14 protein-coding genes and 2 pseudogenes are annotated in these 24,784 nt (G+C 69.3%); 4 read left to right on the top strand and 12 right to left on the bottom strand.

Annotated elements, in window-relative coordinates; genetic code table 11:
• Positions 1 to 183: 183 nt before the first annotated feature.
• A complete protein-coding gene (locus tag QF040_RS32190) occupies positions 184 to 363 on the bottom strand; it encodes a DUF3606 domain-containing protein (protein ID WP_013539873.1) in 180 nt (59 codons plus the stop codon).
• Between the two features lie 115 nt (positions 364 to 478).
• Here QF040_RS32190 and QF040_RS32185 point away from each other — a divergent pair, with 115 nt between their 5' ends.
• Complete coding sequence (locus QF040_RS32185; RefSeq protein WP_429614291.1) at positions 479 to 1,024, top strand: nuclear transport factor 2 family protein; 546 nt, start codon at positions 479 to 481, stop codon at positions 1,022 to 1,024.
• Here QF040_RS32185 and QF040_RS32180 read toward each other — a convergent pair.
• Genes QF040_RS32180 through QF040_RS32170 form a run of 3 tightly spaced genes read right to left on the bottom strand, consistent with a single transcriptional unit; the run spans position 987 to position 5,854 of the window.
• Positions 987 to 2,486, bottom strand: coding sequence for a class I adenylate-forming enzyme family protein (locus QF040_RS32180; protein WP_429614290.1), 1,500 nt, complete (start codon positions 2,484 to 2,486; stop codon positions 987 to 989). The genes QF040_RS32185 and QF040_RS32180 overlap by 38 nt on opposite strands.
• Positions 2,487 to 2,489: 3 nt before the next feature.
• Positions 2,490 to 3,491 (bottom strand): Bug family tripartite tricarboxylate transporter substrate binding protein, encoded by a 1,002-nt coding sequence (locus tag QF040_RS32175; protein WP_429614289.1) that lies wholly within the window; start codon positions 3,489 to 3,491, stop codon positions 2,490 to 2,492.
• Positions 3,492 to 3,535: 44 nt separating this feature from the next.
• Positions 3,536 to 5,854 carry an acyl-CoA dehydrogenase gene (locus tag QF040_RS32170; RefSeq protein WP_429614288.1) on the bottom strand — a complete coding sequence of 773 codons (2,319 nt, stop codon included), beginning with the start codon at positions 5,852 to 5,854 and terminating at the stop codon, positions 3,536 to 3,538.
• Positions 5,855 to 5,960: 106 nt separating this feature from the next.
• Between QF040_RS32170 and QF040_RS32165 the strand changes: the two genes are divergently transcribed.
• From QF040_RS32165 to QF040_RS32155, 3 genes are all read left to right on the top strand, one after another.
• Complete coding sequence (locus QF040_RS32165) at positions 5,961 to 6,746, top strand: citryl-CoA lyase (RefSeq protein WP_429614287.1); 786 nt, start codon at positions 5,961 to 5,963, stop codon at positions 6,744 to 6,746.
• A gap of 144 nt (positions 6,747 to 6,890) precedes the next feature.
• Positions 6,891 to 8,057 carry an acyl-CoA dehydrogenase family protein gene (locus QF040_RS32160; protein ID WP_429614286.1) on the top strand — a complete coding sequence of 389 codons (1,167 nt, stop codon included), beginning with the start codon at positions 6,891 to 6,893 and terminating at the stop codon, positions 8,055 to 8,057.
• Between the two features lie 13 nt (positions 8,058 to 8,070).
• Positions 8,071 to 9,432 carry an MmgE/PrpD family protein gene (locus QF040_RS32155; RefSeq protein ID WP_429614285.1) on the top strand — a complete coding sequence of 454 codons (1,362 nt, stop codon included), beginning with the start codon at positions 8,071 to 8,073 and terminating at the stop codon, positions 9,430 to 9,432.
• A 244-nt stretch (positions 9,433 to 9,676) separates the two neighbouring features.
• Here QF040_RS32155 and QF040_RS32150 read toward each other — a convergent pair whose 3' ends face one another.
• From QF040_RS32150 to QF040_RS32115, 8 genes and pseudogenes are all read right to left on the bottom strand, one after another.
• Complete coding sequence (locus tag QF040_RS32150; protein ID WP_429614284.1) at positions 9,677 to 10,570, bottom strand: LysR substrate-binding domain-containing protein; 894 nt, start codon at positions 10,568 to 10,570, stop codon at positions 9,677 to 9,679.
• Between the two features lie 95 nt (positions 10,571 to 10,665).
• Positions 10,666 to 11,571 (bottom strand): SDR family NAD(P)-dependent oxidoreductase, encoded by a 906-nt coding sequence (locus tag QF040_RS32145; protein WP_429614283.1) that lies wholly within the window; start codon positions 11,569 to 11,571, stop codon positions 10,666 to 10,668.
• 120 nt (positions 11,572 to 11,691) lie between these two features.
• The gene (locus tag QF040_RS32140; protein ID WP_429614282.1) at positions 11,692 to 13,098 is read right to left on the bottom strand and encodes an alpha/beta hydrolase family protein; all 1,407 of its coding nucleotides are present in this window, start codon (positions 13,096 to 13,098) and stop codon (positions 11,692 to 11,694) included.
• A gap of 7 nt (positions 13,099 to 13,105) precedes the next feature.
• On the bottom strand, positions 13,106 to 14,281 hold the full coding sequence (locus QF040_RS32135) for a hypothetical protein (protein ID WP_429614281.1): 1,176 nt from the start codon (positions 14,279 to 14,281) through the stop codon (positions 13,106 to 13,108).
• Between the two features lie 157 nt (positions 14,282 to 14,438).
• On the bottom strand, positions 14,439 to 15,386 hold the full coding sequence (locus QF040_RS32130; protein WP_429614280.1) for a TauD/TfdA family dioxygenase: 948 nt from the start codon (positions 15,384 to 15,386) through the stop codon (positions 14,439 to 14,441).
• A 36-nt stretch (positions 15,387 to 15,422) separates the two neighbouring features.
• Positions 15,423 to 16,277 (bottom strand): annotated as a pseudogene (locus QF040_RS32125) (TauD/TfdA family dioxygenase); the annotation flags it as partial.
• Between the two features lie 104 nt (positions 16,278 to 16,381).
• On the bottom strand, positions 16,382 to 17,122 hold the full coding sequence (locus tag QF040_RS32120; RefSeq protein WP_429614725.1) for an alpha/beta fold hydrolase: 741 nt from the start codon (positions 17,120 to 17,122) through the stop codon (positions 16,382 to 16,384).
• Positions 17,123 to 17,285: 163 nt separating this feature from the next.
• Positions 17,286 to 24,461, bottom strand: a pseudogene (locus QF040_RS32115) (amino acid adenylation domain-containing protein); the annotation flags it as partial.
• Positions 24,462 to 24,784: the final 323 nt, after the last annotated feature.

Raw genomic sequence — 24,784 nt, 5'->3', positions numbered from 1 at the left:
TGCGCTGCGGCCCTGGTCGGGGCGCAGCCCACACGGCGGAGGGCGACTGGAGGCGTGGTCACTGGGAAACTTCCTGAAAAGCGGGGAACAAGGCGACGAGTATCGTGCGCCCCTCCCCGCCCCGATGTAGGAGCGTGCCTACGCCTTGCGCCGCCCCATCGGCTCATCGGCCCATTCAGAGGGTCAGGGTTTTCCGAGGTAGGTGCGCACGTCCTTCACCTCGACACCGGCAGCGGCGACGGCCGAGCGCAGTTGCGCCTCGGTCACGCCCAGCGTCTGCGTCCAGTAGCGGACCTCGTGGGATTCATTGACGTTGATGCGGGCTGCATCCTGCGGTCCGCGCTTGCTCAGGTCATCGGCCATGGTGTGGGTTCCTTGTTGAAGGTCCCCACGATGCAGCCTCCGCGGGCGCCCGGCTGGCGGACGGCAGCGCACCTCCTTGCAGGATAAATCCGAGGATGCGCTGCAGAGGTTGGAGATGTCCGGAAGCAGCGCGCCCGCGCAGGACGCCACGCCTATCGTCGGCCGCTCCTTCACTCCGACCACCAACACAGCAATGACACCCGAACAGAACAAGCGCGCCGTCACCGAGGCATGGAAGGCATTCGCGAGCCGCGACGCGGGGCGCATCCGCGCCGCATTCACCGACGATGCCGAATGGCTCGCGCCGAAGGACAACGCCACCGGCGTGGCGCTCGGCTTCACCGACCACATGATCGGACCCGACACGATCGTGCGTTTCCTCTTCGAAGAATTTCCGAAGCTCTTCGTGGCCGACGTCTCGGTGGACTTCACCCATCTGCTCTGCGATGGCGACACCGTGGTGCTCGAAATGCGCCTGCAGGCCACGCTCGCCAACGGCCGGCACTACGACAACGACTACTGCTTCATCCTCGAACTGCGCGATGGCCGCATCGCCCGCATGCGCGAGTACATGGACACGCAGAAGGGCCGCCGTATCGTCATCGGCGACCTGCCTGCGGACCTCAGAGCTGCCGGGCCCGCGCTTGCAGTTCCCGCTTGAGCAGCTTGCCGTTGGCCGTGGTCGGCATCGCGTCGATCACCTCGATGCGCGCCGGCTGCTTGTAGGGCGAGAGGTGCTCGGCCAGGTAGGCCCGCAATGCAGCCTCGTCGAGCGAGGCGCCAGGCTTCATCTCGGCGAAGGCGACGATCTGCTCGTTGCCATCGGCCTCCGGCACGCCGACCACGGCGCAGAGGTGCACGCCCTCGAAGCGGCCGATCGCCGCCTCGATCTCCGCCGGGTACACGTTGAAGCCCGAGCGGATGATCATTTCCTTCAGCCGCCCGACCACGAACAGCGCGCCGTCGTCGCCGAAGCGCCCGAGGTCGCCGGTGGCGTACCAGCCGCCGGGACGCATCACCTGCGCGGTGGCCGCGGCATCGCGGAAGTAGCCGAGCATCAGGCCGGGGCCGCGCAGCCAGATTTCTCCGGTCTCGCCCTGGGCCGTGTCCTTGCCGTCGAGGCCCACGATGCGCGCCTCGCCACCTTCGACCGCATGGCCGGCCGCGGTGTCCGCGCGCGGCGCCTCGGTGCGCGTGAGGAACACCGAACCCGCGTATTCCGAAAGACCGTAGCCGTAGTGCAGCGGCTGGCCGAACAGGCGCTCCACGCGCTGCTTGAGCCCGAGGTCGAGCGGCGCGGAGCCGGTGTACACGTAGCGCAGCCGCGGAAAGCGCGGCACCACGCGCTCGGCCTCGATGTGCGCCAGCAGCCGCGCATACATCGTCGGCGGCCCGAGCAGGTTCGACACCTCCTCGTGCGCCAGTGCCTGCAGCACATCGGCCGGCGAGAAGCTGCCGCGCAGCACCAGCGACGCACCGCCCGTGAGCGCGGCCATCAGCACCGTGCCGATGCCGAAGATGTGCGTCATCGGCAGGAACGCGTAGACCCGGTCGCGGGCATCGAGCGACCGCACCGCCGCCGACACGCGCCCGAAATGCAGCAGGCCGCGGTGCGACACCATCACGCCCTTGGGTGTGCCTGATGTGCCCGAGGTAAAGATGATCGCAGCCGTGTCGGCCAGCGCCGCATCGGGCTCCGGCCGTGCCTCGGCGCGAACGGCCGAGTACATGACGCCCGTCAGCCTGGCCGGCGTTGCGGCTGCGCGCTCCGCATGCAGCCGCGCGGCCGCCGAGGCGCCGGCCGTGAAGCAGCACAGGCGCGCATCCGCACGCTCGACGATGGCCGCGATCTCGCCCTGCGCCATGCGCGCATTCACGCCGCACGACCACGCGCCGACGCGGCTGCACGCCATCAGCAGCGCGATGTGGGCGGCGCAGTTCTCGGCGACCAGCACCACGCGGTCGGTCGGGCGCACGCCGGCGTCCCGCAGGTCTTGCGTGGCCGTCTCGGCCATCGCCTGCAGCGCCGCGTAGGTCGTGGTTCCGCCGGGTTCGAAAAGGAAGACCGCCTCCGGCGTGCGGGCCGCGCGTTCTTCGAGCAGGCTGTGAATGCGGTGATGCATCGGTTATTCCGCCTCGATGCCCTTGGACGCCGTCGCCCAGAGCTTGCGGTCGGACTGACCCTTGGTCGCCAGCAGCTCGGCCCCGCCCGACCACACGTCGTAGCCCTGCTCGCGCAGGCGGCTCGCGATGTCTTCGCGCGCCAGCATCCTGTGCGTCGCCGCGTTGATGCGCGCGACCAGCGCCGGGTCCATGCGCGCCGGGCCGTAGAGGCCGAACCAGCCGCCCACGTCGTAGTCGGGCACGCCCGACTCGATCATCGTCGGCACGTCGGGCAGCATGCGGTTGCGCTGCCGCGACGTGACCGCCAGCGCACGCAGTCGCCCCGACTGGATGAAGGGCCGCGAGGTCGCGATGATGTCGAACATCATCGGCACCGTGCCCGCCATCACGTCGGCGAGCGCGGGCGCGCTGCCCTTGTAGGGCACGTGCGTGAGCTGCACGCCGGCTATCTTCTCCAGCAGCGCGCCGCTCAGGTGATTGGAGGCGCCCACGCCGGCCGAGCCGTAGAAGAGCTTGCCGGGCTTGGCCTTCGCATAGGCCAGCAGCTCGGCCACGTTGCGCACCGGCAGGTCCTTGTTGACCACGAGCACATTGGTGTAGTCCACCAGCGGCGCGATGGGCGTCAGGTCCTTCATCGGATCGAAGGGCATGTTGCGCTGCACGTTCGGGTTGATGGTGATCGTCGGGCTCGCGCCGAGAAACAGCATCACGCCATCGGGCGGCGCCTTGGCGACCGCATTGCCGCCGAGCGAGCCGCCGGCGCCGGGTCGGTTGTCCACGATCACCTGCGTGCCGAGTTCCTGCGACAGCGCGGGCGCGAGCAGGCGCGCCGCGCCGTCGACCGGTCCGCCGGCGGAATAGCCGACGACGAGCTTGATGAGCGGCGGCAGCGCTGGCTGTTGTTGCTGCTGCTGCGCGAACGCACGCGAGGGCAGCACGGACAGCACCGCGCTGCCCGCCAACGCGGCGACGGCGTGGCGCCGGGTGAGGTCGAGGGATGGCATGGGCGTTGTCTCCTGTTGTGTATTTCTTCGGCGCCTCGCATCGCTCAGGCTGGCAAGTCCAGGACCTGTCGCGCGAGGATGTTGCGCTGGATTTCGTTCGTGCCGCCGTAGATCATTGCGGCCGTCGAACCGATGAGCGGCGAGAGCACATTGAAGGTCTGCCCGTCGAGCACCTGGTCGCCCGCGACCGCGCCCTGCTCTTCGCCGGCTTCGACCAGCAGGGCGCCGATGCGGTGGTAGGTCTCGCTCGCCCAGATCTTCAGCAGCGACACCGATGCGGGCAGCGGCTTGCCCGCGCGCACGACGTCGGCGAAGCGGGTGTACGCGGCAGTGAGGTCCGCCACGTCGAGCCGCAGCGCCGCGAAGCGTTGCGCGAACACCGGGTCCGCGAACAGGCGCCGCGCCTCCGCGAGCCGCGCAAGCTGCCCCAGCGCGTACTGCGACTGCTTGGGGCTGCCGAGAAAGATGCGCTCGAAACCCAGCAGCGCCTTCGCGATCGTCCAGCCGCCATGCAGCTTGCCGACGAGGTTGTCGGCCGGCACGCGCACGTTGTCGAAGAACACCTCGCAGAACTCCGGCTCGCCCGCCAGCGTGTGGATCGGCCGCACCGTGATGCCCGGTGTGCGCAGGTCGCACAAGAGAAAGCTGATGCCCTCTTGCTTGCGCGCCGCCTTGTCGGTGCGCACGAGCATGAAGATGTGGTTGGCGTCCTGCGCGAGCGTGGTCCAGATCTTCTGGCCATTGACGATGAAGTGATCGCCTTCGGCATCGCGCCCCGCAACGGCCTCGGTGCGCAGGCCCGCGAGGTCGGAGCCGGCATTGGGCTCCGAATAGCCCTGGCACCAGACGTGCTCGCCACTCAGGATGCGCGGCAGAAAGCGCTGCTGCTGTTCGCGCGTGCCGTGCTGGATGAGCAGCGGCCCGATCATCACGATGCCCTGGTCGGGCGCGCGCGCCACGCCGTATTGCTCCAGCTCCTCGATCCATGCGATGAGCTTGTCGGCCGGCAGGCCCATGCCGCCGTGCGCCTCGGGCCAGGCCGGCGCGATCCAGCCCTGCGCGGACAGCGTGAGATACCAGTCGCTCATCTCGCTCCATCGCGCGCGGTGCGAAAGGTAGCGCAGCGCCTGCGGATAGCGCTGCTGCAGGAAGCCGCGCACCATGCGGCGGAACTCGGCCTCGGGCATGGCGGACCAGTCGGCGGTGCGGGGGAATTCGCCGGCCCATGCGATGGTGCTCGGTGCGGCTTCGCTCTCGCTCGTGAGCGCAGCGTGCCGATGCTGATGCGCTGTGACGTTGCCCAGCCACGCCGAGAGACACAGCACGCGCTTGTAGAACAGGCTCAAGTCGCATTCCTGCGTGTAGCCGATGGCGCCGTGCAACTGCACGGAGGTGCGCGAGGCCTGCAGCGCGGCGGCCGTGCAGCGCGCATTGATGCGGCTCGCCTCGGCTTCGAGCCGGTCCACCGGCAGCCCTGCACCGGCCAGCGCCAGCACTTCGTTCAACGTGGCCTGCGCGACTTCGAGATGAATGAACATGTCGACGCACCGATGCTGCAAAGCCTGGAAGCTGCCGATGGGCTTGCCGAACTGCGAGCGCGTGCGCAGGTAAGCCAGCGTCTGCGCGAGCATCGCCTGCCCCGCGCCGAGCAGTTCGGCCGCCTGAAGAATCTGGCCGGCCGCGAGCGCATGGCGCAGCGCCTCCTGCGCGGCCGGCCCTTTGGCCAGCACCGCATCGGGCGGCAATGCAACCTGCTCGAAGCGCAGGCTCGATGCCTGTCCGCCATCGACCAGCGGCATCAGCGTTTCCGTCACGCCTTCGGTGCCGCGCGGCACCCAGAGGATGACCGCGTCGTCATCGCCGCGGGCCGACACCAGCCAGCCGCTGGCGGCACTGCCGGGCAACACCATGAGCTTTTCGCCTTGCAGCAGCACACCGCCACGCCGTTCTTCGCAACCGCAGGCGAGTGGCACCGCGCTCAGGTCGCCCGCGCTTTCCTGCCAAGCCAGTGCGGGCAAGCTGCGGCCTGCAATCAGGTCGGCGAGCAATACACGGGCGGCGGGAGAGTCCAGCCGTGCGAGCAACAACGCGCTGAGGCCGGCCGCGGCCAGCAGCGGTTCGGGCGCCGCATGCTCTCCGGCCACGCGCAGGATTTCCGCCGCACCGTCGAGTTCAAGCCCCAGTCCACCCGCTGATTCAGGCGCCAGCATGCCCGTCCAGCCCAGCTCCGCCATCGCGCTCCAGCCCTCTGCTTCACCGGCATCGGGCCGCTCCATCAGCGCGCGCCGTCTCTGGGTCGCGCGGCTGCGTACGAAGTAATCGAGCGCCGCTTCGCGCATTGCCGAGAGTGATTCGATATCCATGGCTGCAGCGTGGCAGAAGACCCCGCTAGGCGGCATTTGCATTTGCCGAAGGGAGGGTTTCGCAATCACGGAGCCGCCTCGCGCGAGACGGGACTAGATTCGGCGCATGACCACCAAGATCAAGAAATCCCTGCACACCGAACTGGGCCACAGCACCCCCGACAGGATCACCGTGCGCGGGCGCGACCTGCCCTCGGAAATCCTGGGCCACCTGAACCTCGGCGACATGGCCTTCCTGGAACTCACGGGGCGCATCCCGACGCCGCAGGAATCAATAACCTTCAACGCCATCGTCGTCACGCTGGTCGAACATGGCGTGACGCCCAGCGCGCTGGCCGCGCGTCTCACTTATGCGGGCGCCCCCGAGGCATTGCAGGCTGCGGTCGCCGCAGGCCTGTGCGGCCTCGGCAGCGTGTTCGTCGGCAGCACCGAAGGCGCGGCCAAGATGCTGTACGAGGCGATCCCCTTCGGCGAGAAGCCGACCCGCCCGCTGGCCGACATGGCCAAGGACATCGTGGCCGATTTCCGTGCGCGCAAGCAGATCGTGCCGGGCCTCGGCCATCCGCTGCACAAGCCCATCGACCCGCGCACGCCGCGGCTGTTCCAGATCGCGACCGAGAACGGGCAATCCACCCACTACGTCGCGCTGATGCAGGCGGTGCAGGAAGAAGCCGAGCGCGTCTCGGGCAAGTCGTTGCCGATCAACGCCACGGGCGCCGTCGGCGCGATCGCCGCCGAGTTCGGCTTTCCCTGGAAGATCATTCGCGGCCTCGGCGTGATGGCGCGGGCCATCGGCCTCGTGGGCCACATCCTGGAGGAGATCGACGACCCGATGGCCATCGAGATCTGGCAGCGCGTGGAAAAGGAAGCCGGCGGCCCTCGCCAAGACTGACATGGACCCCAAAACCGTTCGGGCTGAGCTTGTCGAAGCCTTGCGCGGCGCTTCGACAAGCTCAGCGTGAACGGTTTTTTTCCCAGCGCGAGCGGTTTTTTTCTTCTCAGCGTGAATGGATTACTTTTTTAAGCGCAACCTGGCATGAACAACCACCATAGCGAACTCCGCTTCCCCGACATCCGCGACGCCGTGCGCGACCTGTGCGCGCAGTTTCCCAACGAGTACTTCCGCAAGATCGACGAGGCCCGCGGCTACCCCGCCGAATTCGTCGATGCGCTCACCAAGGCCGGCTGGATGGCCGCGCTGATCCCCCAGGAGTACGGCGGCTCGGGCCTCGGCCTCACCGAAGCCTCGGTGATCATGGAAGAGATCAACCGCTGCGGCGGCAACTCCGGCGCCTGCCATGGCCAGATGTACAACATGGGCACGCTGCTGCGCCACGGCAGCGAGGCGCAGAAGCGCGAATACCTGCCGCGCATCGCGACCGGCGAGCTGCGCCTGCAGTCGATGGGCGTGACCGAGCCCAGCACCGGCACCGACACCACCAAGATCAAGACCACCGCGGTGAAGAAAGGCGATCGCTATGTGATCAACGGGCAGAAGGTGTGGATCTCGCGCATCCAGCACTCGGACCTGATGATCCTGCTCGCACGCACGACGCCGCTCGCGGACGTGAAGAAGAAATCGGAAGGCATGTCGATCTTCATCGTCGACCTGCGCGAAGCCATCGGCAAGGGGATGACGGTGCGGCCGATCCTCAACATGGTGAATCACGAGACCAACGAACTGTTCTTCGAGAACCTCGAGATCCCCGCCGAGAACCTGATCGGCGTGGAAGGCCAGGGCTTCAAGTACATCCTGGACGGCCTCAACGCCGAGCGCACGCTGATCGCGGCCGAATGCATCGGCGACGGCTACTGGTTCATCGACAAGGTGACGGCGTACACGAAGGAGCGCGTCGTGTTCGGCCGACCCATCGGCCAGAACCAGGGCGTGCAGTTTCCGATCGCCGAGGCTTTCATCGAGATCGAGGCAGCGAACCTCATGCGCTACGAAGCCTGCCGCCTGTTCGATGCGCACGAGCCCTGCGGTGCACAGGCCAACATGGCGAAGTACCTTGCGGCCAAGGCGAGCTGGGAAGCGGCCAATGCGTGCCTTCAGTTCCACGGCGGTTTCGGCTTCGCCTGCGAATACGACATCGAGCGCAAGTTCCGCGAGACGCGGCTGTACCAAGTGGCGCCGATCTCGACCAACCTCATCCTGAGCTATGTGGCGGAGCACATGCTCGGCCTGCCCCGCTCGTTCTGAAGGGACCGCATCCATGACCGATTCGAACCACCCGAGCAAGGTGCTCGCCACCTTCGCCGCCGAGCTGAAGTTCGCGGACATTCCCGCACCGGTTCTGCGCCGCACCGAAGACCTGATGCTCGACTGGCTCGGCTCCGTGCTCGCGGCCCGCACCGCGCGGCCGATACGCAGCATCGAGCGCTTCGCACAGATGATGGGCCCCGCCGAAGGGCCGAGCGAAATACTGACTTCGCGCCGCACCAGCTCACCGGTGTTCGCCGCGCTCGTCAACGCCGCAGCCTCGCACTTCGTGGAGCAGGACGATGTGCACAACGGCTCGGTGTTCCATCCCGCGGCCGTGGTCATCGCGCCCGCGCTCGCGGTGGCGCAGAGCATCGGTGCGAGCGGTGCGCAATTGCTGACCGCCGTGGTTACGGGCTACGAAGTCGGCATCCGCGTCGGCGAATTCCTGGGGCGCTCGCACTACAAGACCTTTCACACCACGGCGACGGCCGGCACGATTGCTGCCGCTGCGGCCGTGGGTCGCCTGCTCGACCTCACGCCGCAGCAGATGCTGCACGCCTTCGGCTCGGCCGGCACGCAATCGGCCGGCGTGTGGGAGTTCCTGCGAGATGCGGCGGACTCCAAGCAACTGCACTGCGCGCATGCGGCGGCGAGCGGCCTGATGTCCGCCTATCTCGCGCAAGACGGTTTCACCGGCGCCGCAAAGATCCTCGAAGGCGCGCAGGGCCTGGGCGTCGGCATGTCGAGCGACGCCGACCCTGCAAGGCTCACCGATGGCCTGGGCACGCGCTGGACACTCGCCGAGACCTCCTTCAAATACCACGCCTCCTGCCGCCACACCCACCCCGCCGCCGACGCGCTGCTGCAGGTCATGACGCAGAACAAGCTGAAGCACAGCGACGTCGCGCACGTCACCACGCATGTGCACCAGGGCGCCATCGACGTGCTGGGCCGCGTGACCGTGCCGGCGACGGTGCATCAAGGCAAGTTCTCGATGGGCACGGTACTCGGCCTGATCGCGGTGCACGGCCGTGCAGGCCTCGGCGAATTCGACCGCGACTTTCTCGCGCCCGAAGTCGCGAGCTTCCGCGACAAGGTGGCGATGCAGCTCGACACCGAAGTCGACACCGCCTACCCCGCACGTTGGATCGGCAAGGTCAGCGTCGAGACGGCTGACGGCCGCACGCTGCAGGGCCGCGTCGATGAGCCGAAGGGCGACCCGGGCAACAGCCTGAGCCGCACGGAAATCGAGGACAAGATGCAACGCCTGGCGCACTACGGCGAAGGCGCCACCGCAGAAGAAGCCAGTGCCATGTGCCAACGCATCTGGCAACTCGCCGACACGCCGAGAGTGGCCCGCTGGCTCCCCTGACATCAGCGATCACCTCACCACCGAGCCCGGTCTGCGGTGCGGCGCAGCCGGCCCCTCTGCGCCGCCGAGGAGCGCAGCGTTTCGCGGATCAGGGCTCGCAGCTGTTTGAGCCGCAGGCGAGTTCTGCGAGACCCCGCGAGACGCGAGCACCGCAGGGAAGCCCGAAGGGCCGGCGCAGTAGGGCCGGCTGCGCCGCACCGCAGACCAGGCAGCACTCCAAACAAGCCCCTAACAGCAGCGTGCGCTAAGGCGGCGCAACGAGATGGTCGAACAGCTCCCGCGCCGACGCAGGCAGTTGCTCGCGGTTGCGCGCAATGAGCTTGAGCTCCCGTTCCGCCCACGCATCGCTGAGCGCAACCGTAGAGATCTGCATCGCCATCGACAACCGTTGCGCAGATGAAGCCGGCAACACGCCAACCCCCACGCCCGCCTCGATCATCAAACAGATGGCTTCGAAACTGCTGACCTGGATGCGCGGATTGAAGCCGCGCCCCGCCAACTCCGCGCGCCGCTGCAAAAACCGATGGATCGCGCTGCCATGGTGCAGCCCCACATGCTGCTCGTCGAGCGTGTCGGCAAAGGCCACCGAGGGCGCGCCCGCCAGGTGATGCGACTTCGGCACCACCAGCACGAGCTGGTTGCTGCCGAAGGCGCGCGCATCGAAATCGCCGGTGTGCACATCGCCCGCGAGGATGCCGATGTCGGCCTCGCCATCGGCCACCGCGCGCACGATTTCTTCGCTCAGGTATTCGCGCAGGTCCACCTGCACGGCCGGATGCTGCGTGAGAAAGCCCGCGAGCTTCTGCGGCAGGTATTCGGTGATCGAGGTGGTGTTGGCGAACACGCGCACATGGCCCTTGATGCCCTTGCCGAAGTCCTGCATGTCGCAGCGCAGGTGCTCCATCTGCTGCATCACGCGCTTGGCGTGGTAGAGCACCGCCTGCCCTGCGGCCGTGAGGCTCACGCCCTGCGCACTGCGGTGCAGCAGCTTGCCGCCCACGGCCTCTTCCATCTGCTTGATGCGGGTGGAGGCAGCGGCCAGCGAGATGCAGGCCTTCTCGGCGCCGCGCGTGAGGCTGCGCGCATCCGCCACGTAGACGAACAGTTTCAGGTCGAACAGGTCGAAATGCAGGTTCACCGGGCGGGCACGGAGGAAGCGGGAGGAATCTGCATTGTCCGGCGAATGGCGCCGCCCGCACCCGCTTGCGGGTTTGTCCTCATGTGCTCACGTCCTCAAACTGGGTCCCAGCTGAACACGTCCGCCGAGCGGTCCAGCGGATAGAAGCTCGCGCGCATCGCAGGCATGGCGTGTTCGGCGATGCTCTGCGGCGTCCAGCCTTCGGAGCGGTGCACCGAGCGCACCGGCCGCGGCTGGCTGATGAGCGAGATCTCGTTGTTGCGCACCGAAAAAATCTGCCCGTTGACCGCGCTGGCCGCATCGCTCGCGAGGTACACCGCGAGCGGCGCGACCTTGGCCGGCGTCATCTGCTTGATCTTGTCGACGCGGGCGCGCTGCTCGTCGGTGTCGGTGGGAATCGCGCCGATCATGCGGCTCCACGCGAAGGGCGCGATGCAGTTGGAGCGCACGTTGAACTTCAGCATGTCCAGCGCGATGGATTTCGAGAGCGCGACGATGCCCAGCTTGGCCGCCGCGTAGTTGGCCTGCCCGAAGTTGCCGATGAGGCCCGAGGTCGAGGTCATGTGCACCATCGCGCCCGCGTTCTGTTCCTTGAAGTGCGTCGCGGCCGCGCGGCTCACGTAGTAGGCGCCGTACAGGTGCACCTTGAGCACCGCGTCCCATTCGTCCACCGACATCTTGTGGAAGAAGCGGTCGCGCAGGATGCCCGCGTTGTTGACCACCGCATCGATGCGGCCGAAGCTTTCGACGGCGCACTCCACGATGCGCGCGGCGCTGTCGGCATCGGCCACGCTGTCGGTGTTGGGCACGGCCTCGCCGCCTGCGGCGCGGATTTCATCGACCACCTGCTGCGCCGGGCCTGCGCTGCCGCCTGCGCCATCGAGCGCAGCACCGATGTCATTGACCACCACCTTCGCGCCGTTCTTCGCCATCGCCAGCGCAATGTCGCGCCCGATGCCGCCGCCCGCGCCGGTGACGACGACCACTTTTCCTTCAACCATTTTTTGTCTCTGCTCCGGAGGTTCGTTCGACCGCGGGTTCGCGGGCTCGACCCAGAATGCCACAGGGGGCACAGAGCGGGTTTCTGATTTCCGAAGAGGGGCTTCGCGAAAGAATCGCCGTCAGTGCAATGCGGCGGGCATGGCCCCGCCGCGCAGCCCCGGATGCCGCGCCGCCGCCGCATCGACATCGCCGGGCGCGTCCAGCAACGGCTCTTGAAGGAACGCCGCCAGCACGTCGTTGCTGGCGGCCTGGCTGCGGGCCGGCCCGCGCGAGCCGCCGATCAGCATGGCGACGGCGAAACGCGCCGGCGCCGACAGGTAGAGCGGCACGTCGGTGAAGCTGTAGTGGTTGGCCTCCGTGATCTGCCAGCGGTAGCCGCCCGCGCGCAGGTGATGCACGAGCGCGAGGTTGCCTTGCAGGTAGTTCTGCGAATGCCGGGTCTCGCGGTGGTCGCTTTCCAGCAGCAGGAACGGCACCGGCATCGGATCGGTGGCCGCGCGGCCGTACAGGGTGCCGTCGAGGTTGGCGACGGCGCGGATGCGCGCATCGCCCATGGCCGCCTCGACCGCGCTGGCGCCGCCGAAGGAATGGCCGATCGCGGCGATGCGCTGCGGATCGAGCCGCGGCGACAGGCCCGCGCCGAACGCATCCGGCCGGCCAACCTGATCGGCAACGTAGCGCAGGTCCGCCGCCCGCACGCTCTGCAGCGCGCTCATGTAGCGCGTGCGGTCCGGGTCGTTGGGCAGGAAGCGCTCGATGGGCGTTGCCAAGCGGCCATCGGCGAGTTCCACGACCGGGGCCTCATAAGGATGGTCCAGCGCGAGCACGACGAAGCCGCGGCTCGCGAGATCGGCCAGCAGCCCCGAATAGAACGCCCGCGATGCGCCATAGCCCGGCGAGAACAGCACGACCGGCCAGCGCGCACGTTGGGCGGACACGGGCGCATCGGTGCGGGCATGCGTGTCGATGCGGTCGTAGCGCTGCATCGCGAGGCCGGGGATCAGCGACACCCAGGACGGCAGGCGCCCGAGGCCGTCGATGTAGCCGGGCCGCGTGCCCTCGCCCGGTTCGGCCGGATACCAGGCCTGCACCACGACGTTGCGATGGTCGTGCGGGTCGTCGGTCGCGGGCTCTTCGCGCTCCGGATCGATCCACCGGAACACCTGGCTGCCGACCGCATAGGGGCCGCCTGGCGCGGGCAGTTCCGGCACCGGCACGAAGGTCCACGCGAGCAATGCCGAGAAGGCGAGCGCCGCCACACCGCCGCGCCCCAACCATGCGAGCGCGCGCTGCTGCTGCGGCAGTGGCCGGTTGCGCCGCCAGGCCAGCACCAACAGCGCCGCGAGCAGTGCATAGATGGCCGCGTACTGCCAATAGAAGCCCTCGCGCCACACCTGCACAAGGCAGGCGACCAGCAGCGCCGCGCCCAAGACAACGATGGCCCGCGCGCCGATTCGCCGCGTCGTCGCCGCCGCGAGGGCGAGGACGACCGCGACAAGGACGATCGCGCCATCCAGCATCGACATCGCCGCTTCAGCCGCCGTACCGGGCAAGCATGCCCAGCTTCTCGTTCAGCGCGGCCTGGAACTGGTCGCGCTGCGAGGGCACCCACATCGGCGGATCGAACGCGGCCACGATGCGCTGGCCCTCGATGCGGATCGTGCCGGCGAGCGGCTCGCGCACCGCGAAGCTGTCGCCCTGCACATCGACCTGGAAGCCGAGCGCCTCGCCCTCCTTCAATTGCGCCTTGAGGGATTCGCGCAGCCGCTCCGGCCGGCCGGCGTGCGGAATGGAGATCTCGATCGGCCGCAGGTCCGGCAGCGGCAGCAGCACCGCGGCGGTGACCTTCGACGGCCCGCCCGCATCCGGAAAGCGCAGCTTCGCTGCGGCATCGAGCACCAGCGTGCGGACCGCGGCCACCTCGTCGTCGGGCGCATGGCCGCTCTGCGGGATGACGAAGTTGTCGGTCAGCACATCGACCGATGCCACGCCGCCATCCGCATTCACCGAAAGACGAAAGCTCATCACGCCCTGCACCTCCTTGTGGGGCCTGGCCGTCTCGGCGAGGGCGCGATGGAAGTCCAGCACCACCCGGCGCGTGGCCGCCGCGTCGAGCGCGCCGCTCACCACCGGCGAGGTGGCGCGCAGATGGCCGACCAGCGCGATGCGCGCCTGAAGCGGGTCCATGCTGCCCTCGATGGCCTGCGTGCCGTGCACGATGCGGTCGTCGAACAGCAGCAGCTGGTTGAACTCGGCCGGCACCAGCTCGTACAGCACCTCGCGCTGCACATGGTGCTTCTTGTAGCTGGGCACGCCGTCGCGCATCAGCAGGGTTTCGCCGCCCGCGAACCTGCGCGCCTGCCAGCGCGTGAGCGAGTAGACGAAGCCCCAGGTGCCGTTCTGGAAATCGCTGTGCATTCCCAGCATGCAGCCGTTCACCATGAGGTGGAAGTTCGGCGCGCCGGTCGGCAGCATCCCGAGGTGGTCGATGCACCACTGCTTCAGGTGCCGGGTGAAGCGCGTCCACAGCGCCTCGGGAAAGAGCTGCTGCGGCACCGTGCGCAGATAGGTGTACATCTGCGGCTCGCAGAAGTACTGCCACTGCACGGTCTGCTGGTAGGCGTTCTTCACCTTGCCGTCGTAGGCCGTGCGAAGGGCTTCGGCCTCGGGGAAGAAATCCTTGACGACGTGCTGGCGTTTGATGGTCATTGGACGGCCCGCGCGGGACGGCGGCTGTTGCTCCCTCTCCCCTCGGGGAGAGGGTTGGGGTGAGGGCCGGCGGCGCTGGCACAGGCAGCGTGCATGCGAAGGCCGATGCCCTCACCCCCGCCCTCTCCCCGAGGGGAGAGGGAGCAAGAGGGGGCGTTCACGCCGGCTCCCCGACAGCCGCCGCCGCATGCTCCTTCATGTCCCCGAGCGCCACGCGCACCTGCCTGTTCCCGCTGTACGGCAGGCGCCCATGGGCCATCAGCAGGTTGTTCACCAGCAGCACGTCGTTAGCCTGGGTCGGGATGTGGATCGCGCATTCGGTCAGCACCCGGTCGATGGTGCGCACCCACTCGGTCGGAATCGGGCTGCCGTCGCCGAAGCACACGGTGCGCGGGTACTGGTCGCGCCTGAAGTGCTTGCCCAGCATGGCGTCGATCTGGCCCGGCAGCGCATCGGGGTGATGCAAGAGGATCTGGTTGAACCAGGCTTCGGTGTCGTGCTCTGGAATCTGCAGCAGCGCATGGGTCCGATACGACACGGTGAGGTCGTTCTCCGAAATCACGTCGATCTCGTGCCCGGTCGGTGTGATCTTCTCGCGCAGTTCCTCCAGGCTGTCGACCTGGAAGAACTGCTCCCACGACGCATCCAGCCCGCGGATGAAACGGCGCCTGTAGACCAGCCCGAGTTCGCGGAAACGCTCCAGCATGTCCGCGGGCAGGCGCTCGACCACGCGACGACCGTCCGACAGGGTCCACTCGCCGCCTTCCGACGCGGGCTCCAGGCAGAAGAAGAGCTGGCGCGAAGGCCAGGTCTGGGTGTGCGAGGCCTCGTTGTGGAAGCGGATCTCCAGGTGCTTGGGATAAGGCGTCGCGAAGTACACGTTGTCGCTGGCACCGGCACCGACGCTGGCGAGCGGCAGGTCGCCGTAGTGCCGGTAGAGCGCGTCGCAGGCCGAAGCCGCCGAGGCCTCGAAGCCTTCGAGGCCGCCGACATCGAACTCGCGGAACAGCACATGGCCGTCGGTCCACAGGGCTTCGTCGATGCGGTCGCGGTGTTGGCGAATCCAGGGTGCGAGCGGTTCGCGCGAGGGAGATGTGATGTGCATGGGATGGCTCGATGCGAAGTTGAAAAAAGGGGCTTCTCAGGACATGGCGACCAGAATCCGCCGCGGCCCGTCGAACGGCAGCCGGCCGTGCGCCGCCAGCAGGTTGTCGACCACCAGCAGATCGCCCTGGCACCAGCGGAATGCGCGCCGCTGCGCGCGCAGCACCTCGCGCACGCGCGTCAGGGTTGCGTTTTCGATGCGGCCGCCGTCGCCGTAGTACGCCGCCATCGGCAGGCCCGCCTCGATGCGCGCATCGACGTTGCTCGCCATCGGCGTGTTGGAGGCATGGAACAGGTGCACCTGGTTGAACCAGACCCGCTCGCCGGTCAGCGGATGCACGCGCGTGGGCGGCCGCCGCTCGTGGATGCGCAGGCCGCCGCCGGGCTTCCATTCGCAGCCGATGTCCATCTCGCGGCAATGCGCCTCGACCTGCGCGCGGTCGTCGGTCTCGAAGGCCTTGCTCCAGGCGTTGTAGCGCGCGTTGGCGGGCGCGAGGTTGCGCACGTACAGGAGCTCGCGGCGCTCGAACTCCTCGACGATGGACGCCGGCATCTCCTGCAGGATGCGCCGCGAATCGGCCAGCGGCGTCTCGCCGCCCACCTGCGGTTCGGTCGCGCAGAAAAAATACAGCCGCGCGGGCCAGCGCACGCTGTACGACATCTCGTTGTGCAGCGGAATCTCCAGCTGCTTCGGGTATTCGGTCGAGGTGTAGATGCCCTCGGCCACGCGGCTGCGCGGCGAGGTGCCGCCCGCGTAGCCGCGCAGCTGCGGCGCCATTGCTGCGACCGCGCGGCGAAAGTCCTCGGGCTCGCGCAGCGGAAAGCCGCGGAACAGCAGCGCACCGGCGCGCAGCAGCGCGGGCTCCAGCCGCGGCATCTCGTGCGCGAACCAGCGCTCGAAGTCCGTCGCGCCGGGGTCGGCGTGCACGCAGTGCGGAAAACCGCCGTCGATGCTTTCGCCCGCCTCGTGCGAGTCGATGAGGCTTTCGGTCTCGCTCATGCGCATCGCCCCAGGTACCAGTGGCGGCCGACGATCTCGAGCACCCGATCGACGTGCGGCGGCGCGAGGATCGACAGGTGATCGCTGCCGGGCACATCGACGCTGCGCAGTTGCGGCGCGTGCAGGCGCCACGCGCTGTCGTCGATGGTGTCGTCCGCGCGCAGCAGCAGCACCTGGCCATCGAACGCGGCGTCGGGCCGGTAGCCGATCGCGCACTGGCGGCAGAACATCTCCAGCACCGGCACGAAGTCGTTCAGCCGCGCATTGGCCGGCAGCAGGCGCGCACGGCGCATCGCCTCGAAGATCGGCAGCGCCTGTTCGTGCAGCGGCAGCGCGGCCAGCGCATCGGCATCGAGTCCATGGGGGCGTTTGCTCTGCAGCGCAATCAGCGCGATGTATTCGCGCAGCGCGTGGCCGCGATCGCCATGCCCTTCCGCGCGCGGGGCGTCGGTATCGACCAGCACCACCGGCGCGACCACGGCGCCGGCATCGGCCAACTGCCGGGCTGCTTCCAGCGCGATCCAGCCGCCGAACGAATGGCCGATGAGGTGATACGGCCCCTCGGGCTGCACGGCACGGATCGCATCGACATAGCGCGCCGCCGCCTCCTGCAGCGTCGGCTGCCCGCCGCCGTGGCCGAGCAGCGTGGGCGCTTCCAGGCCGATGAAGTGCGCATCGCCGGTGCTGCGTGAGGCGAACGCGAGGAACGACGTGGCGTTCGCGCCCGCGCCCGGCATGCAGAACACCGTGCGCGCCGCGGTGCCGCCACGGCGAATCGTCACCGCGGCGCCCGGTGCGATATCGGCGGCGATATCCGGCGTGACGCCATCCAGGCGCGCCAGGATCGAAGCGATCGCGCCGCCGACCCGGCCGGCGGTGCTCGGCGCGCATCATGATGCTCCAGTGATCGCCGCCGATGGGGTGCACCTGCAGGCGGTTGCCCAGCACCCCGCTCCAGCCATTCGACGGATCGCCCCCGTCGCCCGCATTGCCCGTGCCGCCCGTGCCGCCGGGCTGCGCCGCGAACAGATGCGCATCGAGCTCCAGCGGCTCGGCGTAGTACCGGTGCGCTGCGGCGCGCAGGTTGAACCACAGGTCGGCACGCGCATCGAATTCGGCCGGGCTCATTTCCTTCGTGAGCCAGCCCTCGCTGCGTGCGAGTGCAATCGCTTCAGGCACATCACGGGTCGCAAGAATCCGCCCGACTTCGGCCGCCTCCAGCTTGCGCCCGTGGTACTCGGCGAACGCGACCAGCAGCAGCTTCCTGTCGTTCACACCGAGGTCGGACACGCCGCGCTCGCCATCGCCGCGGTACCAGCTGTCGATGAGGCCGAGGAACTCGACCTGCTCGCCGGCCGCCAACAGTTGCCGCGCGACTTCGAAGGCGAGCACGCCACCGGCCGACCAGCCCGCCAGGCGGTACGGCCCCTCGGGCAGCGCTTCGCGAATGCGCTGCACGTAGCCCGCCGCCAGGTCCTCGTAGCGGCTGTCGGCATGCACCGCCTCGCGGTCGGCGCGAATGCCGTAGAGGCCCACTGCCGGATCGATGTGCGCTGCCAACCGCTCATAAGACAACACTTCGCCGCTGGGCTCGTGCACGAACACCAGCGGACGCCGCGCACCGCCCTTGCGCAGCGTCACCCACTGCGCATTCGCATTCGCGCTCGCCACGCCTTCGCGCGGCCGGTCGATCAACGCGGCCAGCGCGCTCAGTTGCTGCGCCAGCAGCACGTCCTGCAGCGCAACCTCGTAGCCCTTCTGCTTCAGTCCCTCGATGACCTGGAACACCATCAGCGAGTAGCCGCCCAGGTCGAAGAAGTTGTCGTGGCGGCCGATGCGCTCGACGCCGAGCAACTCCGACCAGAGCGCGGCAATGACGCACTCCGCCTCGCCCCGCGGCGCCTCGTAGCGGCTCGACGCCAGGCCCTGGCCATCAGGCGCGGGCAGCGCATTGCGGTCGAGCTTGCCGTTCGGCGTCAGCGGCAGCGCGTCCACGGCGACGAAGGCCGAGGGCAGCATGTACTCGGGCAGGCACGCGGCGAGGCCGGCGCGCAGTTGCGCCGGGTCCACCGAACCGGCCACGTAGGCGACCAGGCGCTTGTCGCCGGGGCTGTCCTCGCGCGCGATCACCGCGGCCTCGCGCACGCCCGGCTGCTGCGCGAGGCGCGCCTCGATCTCGCCCAGCTCGATGCGAAAGCCCCGCAGCTTGACCTGCGAATCGTTGCGGCCGAGGTATTCGAGCGTGCCGTCCTCGCGCCAGCGGCCGAGGTCGCCGGTGCGGTACATGCGCGCCTCGCCCTCGCCTGCGTTCGCATCGGCTCTGGCGAACGGGTCGCGGAGGAACCGTTCCGCGGTCAGCTCCGCGCGGTCGAGATAGCCGCGGGCCACGCCCGCGCCGCCGATGTGGATCTCGCCGGCCACGCCGACCGGCACCGGCTGCGCCGCCGCATCGAGCACATAGACCCGCGCACCCGGCATCACCTGGCCGATGTGCGGACGGCGCCCGTCGACGATGCCGCAGCTCGCATCGACGCTGCACTCGGTCGGCCCGTACATGTTGAAGAACAGGCGCTCATCGACGGCTGCCAGTTCGCCCCAGGTCGCGGCATCGATGGCCTCGCCGCCGAGCAGCAGCTTGCGCAGGCTCGGCGCGCGTCCCTGCAACAGGCCCGCGCCCTGCATCAGGCGCAGGTGCGAGGGCGTGCATTCCATCACCTCGATGCGATGCGTTTCCAAGAATCCGAGCAGTTCCTTGGCACCGAGCCGCGCCGCCTCGGGCAGCAGGAACACGCTGCGCCCGAACGCCAGTTGCCCCCACGCCTTGACCGCCATGTCGAAGCCGAACGAGGAGTTCCACGCCACGCGCCGGCAATCGGGCGCCACGCCGTGGACAGAGGCCTCCATCGCGTGGAGAAAGTACGCCAGGTTGCGGTGCTCGACCATCACGCCCTTGGGCGTGCCGGTCGAACCCGAGGTGTAGATCACGTAGGCCAGGTGCGCGGGCGTGAGGCCGACGTCGGCACGGTCCGGGTTGTGGGACGGGGCCAGCGCCCAGTCGGGATGCGCGGCATCGAGCACCAGGCGCACGCAGCGCGCGCTCCCACCAGAGGCCTTGAGGCGCCCGTCCAGCCGTTGCTGGGTCAGCAGCACGACGGCACCGCTGTCGTCGAGCATGTGGGCGAGCCGCTCGTCGGGGTACACAGGGTCGAGCGGCACATACGCGCCGCCCGCCTTGAGCGTGGCCATCAGCGCCACGACCAGTTCCAGGCTGCGCTCGGCGCAGATCGCCACCCGGTCGTCGGGCCTCACGCCGAGCGCGCGCAGGTGGTGGGCGAGCTGGTTGGCGCGCGCGTTGAGTTCGGCGTAGCTCAAGGCCTCGCCCGCGTATTCGATCGCCTCTGCATCGGGCCGGCGCGCCGCCTGCGCCTCGAAGAGCTCGTGCACCAGCACCGGCTCGGCGGCGATGGCGTGGCTCTCGTTGAAGCCCTCCACGATCGCTTCGCGCTCCGCTGCATCGAGCAGGTCGATGCGATCGACCGGCTGGCTGTCGTCGGCGACCATGCCGCGCAGCACCGCCTCCAGGCAGCGCCAGTGGCGGCGCACCGTGGCCTCGTCGAACAGCGCGCTCGCGTAGTTGATCTGGCCGCCGATGCCTTCTTCGCTCTCGCGCAGTTCCAGCGAGAGTTCGAACTGCGCGCTGTCGGCGCCGCCGCCCAGGCTCTCCGCATGCAGGCCGGCCAGGTCGAGCGCGGCCTTGGGCGTGTTGTGCCACGACAGCATGACCTGGAACACCGGATGGTGCGCCAGCGAACGCGGCGGGTTCAGCGCCTCGACCAGGCGCTCGAACGGCACGTCCTGCAGGCTCTGCGCCTGCACCGCGGTCTGCCGCGCCTGGGCCAGCAGCGCCTGCACGCTGGGGCCGCCCGCGAGGTCGATCTTCAGCGCCTGCGTGTTGATGAAGAAACCGATCAGCGGCTCGACCTCGACCCGGCTGCGGCCCGCATGCGAGCTGCCGATCACCACCTGCTCCTGTCCGCTGAGCCGGCCCAGCACCACCGCCCAGGCCGCGAGCAGCGTCATGTACAGCGTGGTGCCGTGGCGCTGACCGAGCGCGCGCAGGCCGTCGGCGAGCGCGGCATCGAGCGCGATGGCGATGTTCGCGCCGCGGTAGTCCTGCACCGGCGGACGCGGCCGGTCGGTCGGCAGGTCGAGCAGGGCCGGCGCGCCGCGCAACTGCGCCACCCATTGCTGCAACTGCTGCTGCAGCAGCGGCCCCTGCAGCCACTGCCGCTGCCACATGCCGAAGTCGGCGTACTGGATCGCGAGCGGCGGCAGCGGATCGGGCCGGCCTTCGCGAAAGGCGCGGTACAGCGCCGAGAACTCGTTCGCCAGCACACCGCCCGACCAGCCGTCGGAGACGATGTGGTGCATGGTGACGAGCAGCACATGGTCGTCAGCGCCGAGCGCGAGCAGGCGGCCGCGGATCAACGGCCCGAGGGCGAGATCGAACGGGCGCAGCGCTTCCTCGCGCGCGATGCGTTCCAGCTCGGCGTCGGTGGTGCCGCGCAGGTCTTCATGCCGCAGCGCGAAGCCGCGGGCCTCGTCGATGACCTGGAGCGCCTGGCCGCCGATGCCCACGAAGCGCGTGCGCAGCACCTCGTGGCGTTCGACGATGCGGTCCAGGGCCGCCTGCAGCGCCGCCACGTCGAGCGCGCCGCGCAACCGCACCGCATCGGGCACGTGATAGGCCTTGCTCGCTTCGGGATCGACCCGCGCGATGAACCACAGGCGCTGCTGCGCGAACGACATCGGCAGCGGCGCCGAGCGGTCGGCGCGGACAATCGCGCCCAGCGCGTTCTGGCTCGCTTCGGCCACGCCACGCGCCATGTCGGCCAGTTGCGGATGGGTGAAGAGCGCGGGCAGCGGCAACTCGACGCCGAGCCGCTCGCGCACCTGCGAAACCAGCCGCACCGCGAGCAGCGAATGGCCGCCGAGCTCGAAGAAGTTGTCGTGCCGCCCGACGCGCTCCATGGCCAGCAGGTCGCACCAGATCTGGGCGAGCGTGTCCTCGATCTCGCCGATGGTCGCCTCGTAGGCGCGGTGCGCGAAGGCCTGGCCAGCGGGCGCGGGCAGCGCCTTGCGGTCGAGCTTGCCGTTGGGGGTCAGCGGCAAGGCCGCGAGCGGCACGAACGCGCCCGGCAGCATGTGATCGGGCAACTGCGCGGCCAGGCGCATGCGCAGCTCGGCGGGATCGGCCGCCTGCACGTCGCCCACCATGTAGGCGACCAGGCGCCTGTCGCCGGGCACGTCCTCGCGCGCGATCACCACGGCTTCGCGCACGCCGGGCAGCTCGCTCAGCCGCGCCTCGATCTCGCCCGGCTCGACGCGGTGGCCGCGGATCTTGAGCTGGAAATCGTTGCGGCCGAGGAATTCGATGGTGCCGTCGTCGCGCCAGCGGCCGAGGTCGCCGGTTCTGTACATGCGCGAACCCGCACCGCTCAGGTCATCCGAGAACGGATCGCACAGGAACCGCTCGGCGCTCAGCTCGGGCTGGTGCAGGTAGCCGCGTGCAACCTGCACGCCGGCGATGTGAATTTCTCCGGCCACGCCGCGCGGCACCGGCCTGCGCTGCGCGTCAAGCAGGTAGATCCGGCAGTTGTCGACCGGCGCACCGATGGGCGGCAGGTCGGCCCAGTCTTCGGCCGGGCCGGCGAGCGTGTGCGCGGTGACCACATGGCTTTCGGTCGGGCCGTAGTGGTTGTGCAGCCTGGCATTGCGGCCGGCGAACAGGCGCCGGATGGCGGGCGTGATGCGCAACTGCTCGCCCGCGACGACGAGGTCGCGCAACGCCGGCAGCGGTGCTTCGCGCTGCGACCACAGTTCGCTCAGCGCGTGGAGCGCGATGCAGGGCAGGAAGAGCCGTTCGACCTGCTGCTCGCCGATCCAGTCGGCCAGCACGGGCAGGTCGCGGCGCAGCGCGTCGGGCAGCAGCACGAGCGTGCCGCCGCCGGCCAGCGTCGCGAAGATTTCCTGGAACGCCACATCGAAGCCGAGCGCCGCGAACTGCAGTGTGCGCGCCGCGCCCGGCAGCGCCTCGCGCTGCCACGCCAGCAGGTTGACGAGCCCGCGATGCGGCATCGCCACGCTCTTGGGTCGGCCGGTTGATCCCGAGGTGTAGATGACGTAGGCCAGGTGTTCGCCGCTCAGGCCCAGGGCCTCCGGGTCGGGGCGCGGCGCGGCAGCGGCCTGCGCCCATGGCGCCTGGCCGATGTCGTCGAGCAGCACGCGCGCGCAGGCCACCGCCGGGAGCAGGCGACCGGCCAGCCGCTCCTGCGTCAGCAGCACGCGCGGCGCGCTGTCGCCCAGCATGTGCGCCAGTCGTTCGTCGGGGTAGGCCGGGTCCAGCGGCACATAGGCGCCGCCGGCCTTGAGCGTGGCCAGGATCGCGACCACCATCGCCGGGCCGCTCTCGAGGCAGATCGCCACGCGCTCATCGGGCGCGACGCCGAGCGTGCGCAGATGCGCCGCCAGCTGGTTCGCCTGCGCCTCCAGTTCGCCGTAGCTCACGCGCTGCGCACCGAACTCCAACGCTGTAGCCGACGGATCGCGCGCCACCTGGCGTTCGAACAACACGTGGACCAGTTCGCCTTCAGCGCCGTGATCGCACTGCGTGGCATTAAAGCCGTGCAGAACCTCATCGCGCTCGGCCGGCGGCAGCGTTTCGATCGCGTGCATCGGCGTTTCGGGCGCGCGCTCCAGCGCCTGCACCAGATGAACGAGGGCTTCGCGCACCATCGCGGCGATGCGTGCGGCATCCACGCGCTCGACGATCTCCGCGGTGACGCTGAAGCCCTCGCCATGGTCGTCGACGTGCAGCACGAACGGATAGTTGGTGCGGTCGCGGCTCTCGATGTGATGGATGCCGGCAATGCCCTCTTCGCCCGGCGCCGCAGCTTCATCGCGGCTGTGGCGGTAGTTCAGCAGCGCCGAGAACAGCGGCGTGTTCGCGGCGGCCAGCCCGCTGCAGCGCTGCGCCAATGTCAGCGGCGCGTGCTCGTGGCGCAGCAGTTCGGCGAGTGTGGCGGCGGTCTCTTCGAGTGCCGCGCCGGCGCTGCGCCCGTCCAGCCGCACGCGCAGCGGCAGCGTGTTGATGAACATGCCCATCGCGCGGTCGGCACCCGCGCCGCCCTGCAGGCGGCCGAACAGCACCGTGCCGAACACCACGTCCTCGCGCCCGCTGCAGCGCGCGAGCACCTGCGCCCAGGCGAGGTGGAACACGCAGGCGGGACTGACGCCGCGCGCCCGCGCAACCCGGCGCAGGTTCGTGCACAACGCCGCATCGAGCCTTAGCTTCGACTGCACCGCGTCGCTGCCGTTGCCCTGCACATCGAGCAGGTCGAAGGGCGCGGTCGGCTGGTCGATGTCGCCGAGCATCGTGCGAAAGAACTGCTCGTGCTCGGCCTCGCGCGCGGAGAGCCGCGCCTGTGCGACGAAATTGCGGAACGGCACCGGCACGGGCAGCTCGGCGCGGCGGTCCTGCATCACGAGGCCGACCTCGTGCACCAGCTGCTCCAGCGTCACGTGATCCATCACCAGGTGGTGGTAGAGCATCTGCAGCAGCCAGCGCCCGCTTGCCGCGTCGAAAGCGGCAAAGCCGCGCATCAGCGGCGCCTGCCGCACGTCGAGGCGGTAGCGGTCGGGATCGGCGTGTGCCTTGAGGCGTGCCTGCACGTCGCCGGCCAGCTCCAGCGTGTCGACCTCCAGCCGCGCACGGCGCCACACCACCTGCACCGGCTCGGGCAAGCCGTCCCACTGCACCGCGGTGCGCAGCACGTCCTGCCGCGCGATCACCTCGTTCATCGCGGCGACGAAGCGGTCGAGCAGCGCGCGGCTGTCAAAGCCCATCAGCAGCCGGTTCAGGTAGGCATCGCCCCGCTGCTGCAGGAGGTGATGGAACAGGATGCCCTCCTGCAGCGGCGCGAGCGGATAGATGTCCTGCACGTTGCCGGCACCACCCGGCGTGGCAGCCACGATTCGGTCGATCTGCGCCTGCTCGAGCCGCACCAGCGGCAGCATCTGCGGCGTGATGCGCGCCTGCTGCGCCTCCTTTGCCGCGGGCGCCGGCGCGGCGTGATCGCCGTTGGCCGCGACCCAGTTCATCAGCACCTGCTTGTGCAGCTTCAGCGAAGCCATCACGCCCGGCGTCAGCACGCCGCGCGGCGCCTTGACCACCAGCTCGCCCTGCTCGATGCGCGCCAGGACCCGGCGTTGTTCGAAGAGGCCGATCAGGGCCGGGGCGTCCAGCGCGTTCAGCCCGTTCGGTCCGCCCGGCCCACCCGACGATCGCATGCTTGCAACTTCCACATTCACAGTCTGAACTCCTCGGTTTCCGATTCGGT

This window comes from Variovorax sp. W2I14, assembly GCF_050435205.1.
Taxonomy (GTDB): Bacteria; Pseudomonadota; Gammaproteobacteria; order Burkholderiales; family Burkholderiaceae_C; genus Variovorax; species Variovorax paradoxus_C.
Note: the sequence above shows the minus strand (reverse complement) of the source record. Positions and strands in the feature narration are given on the sequence as shown.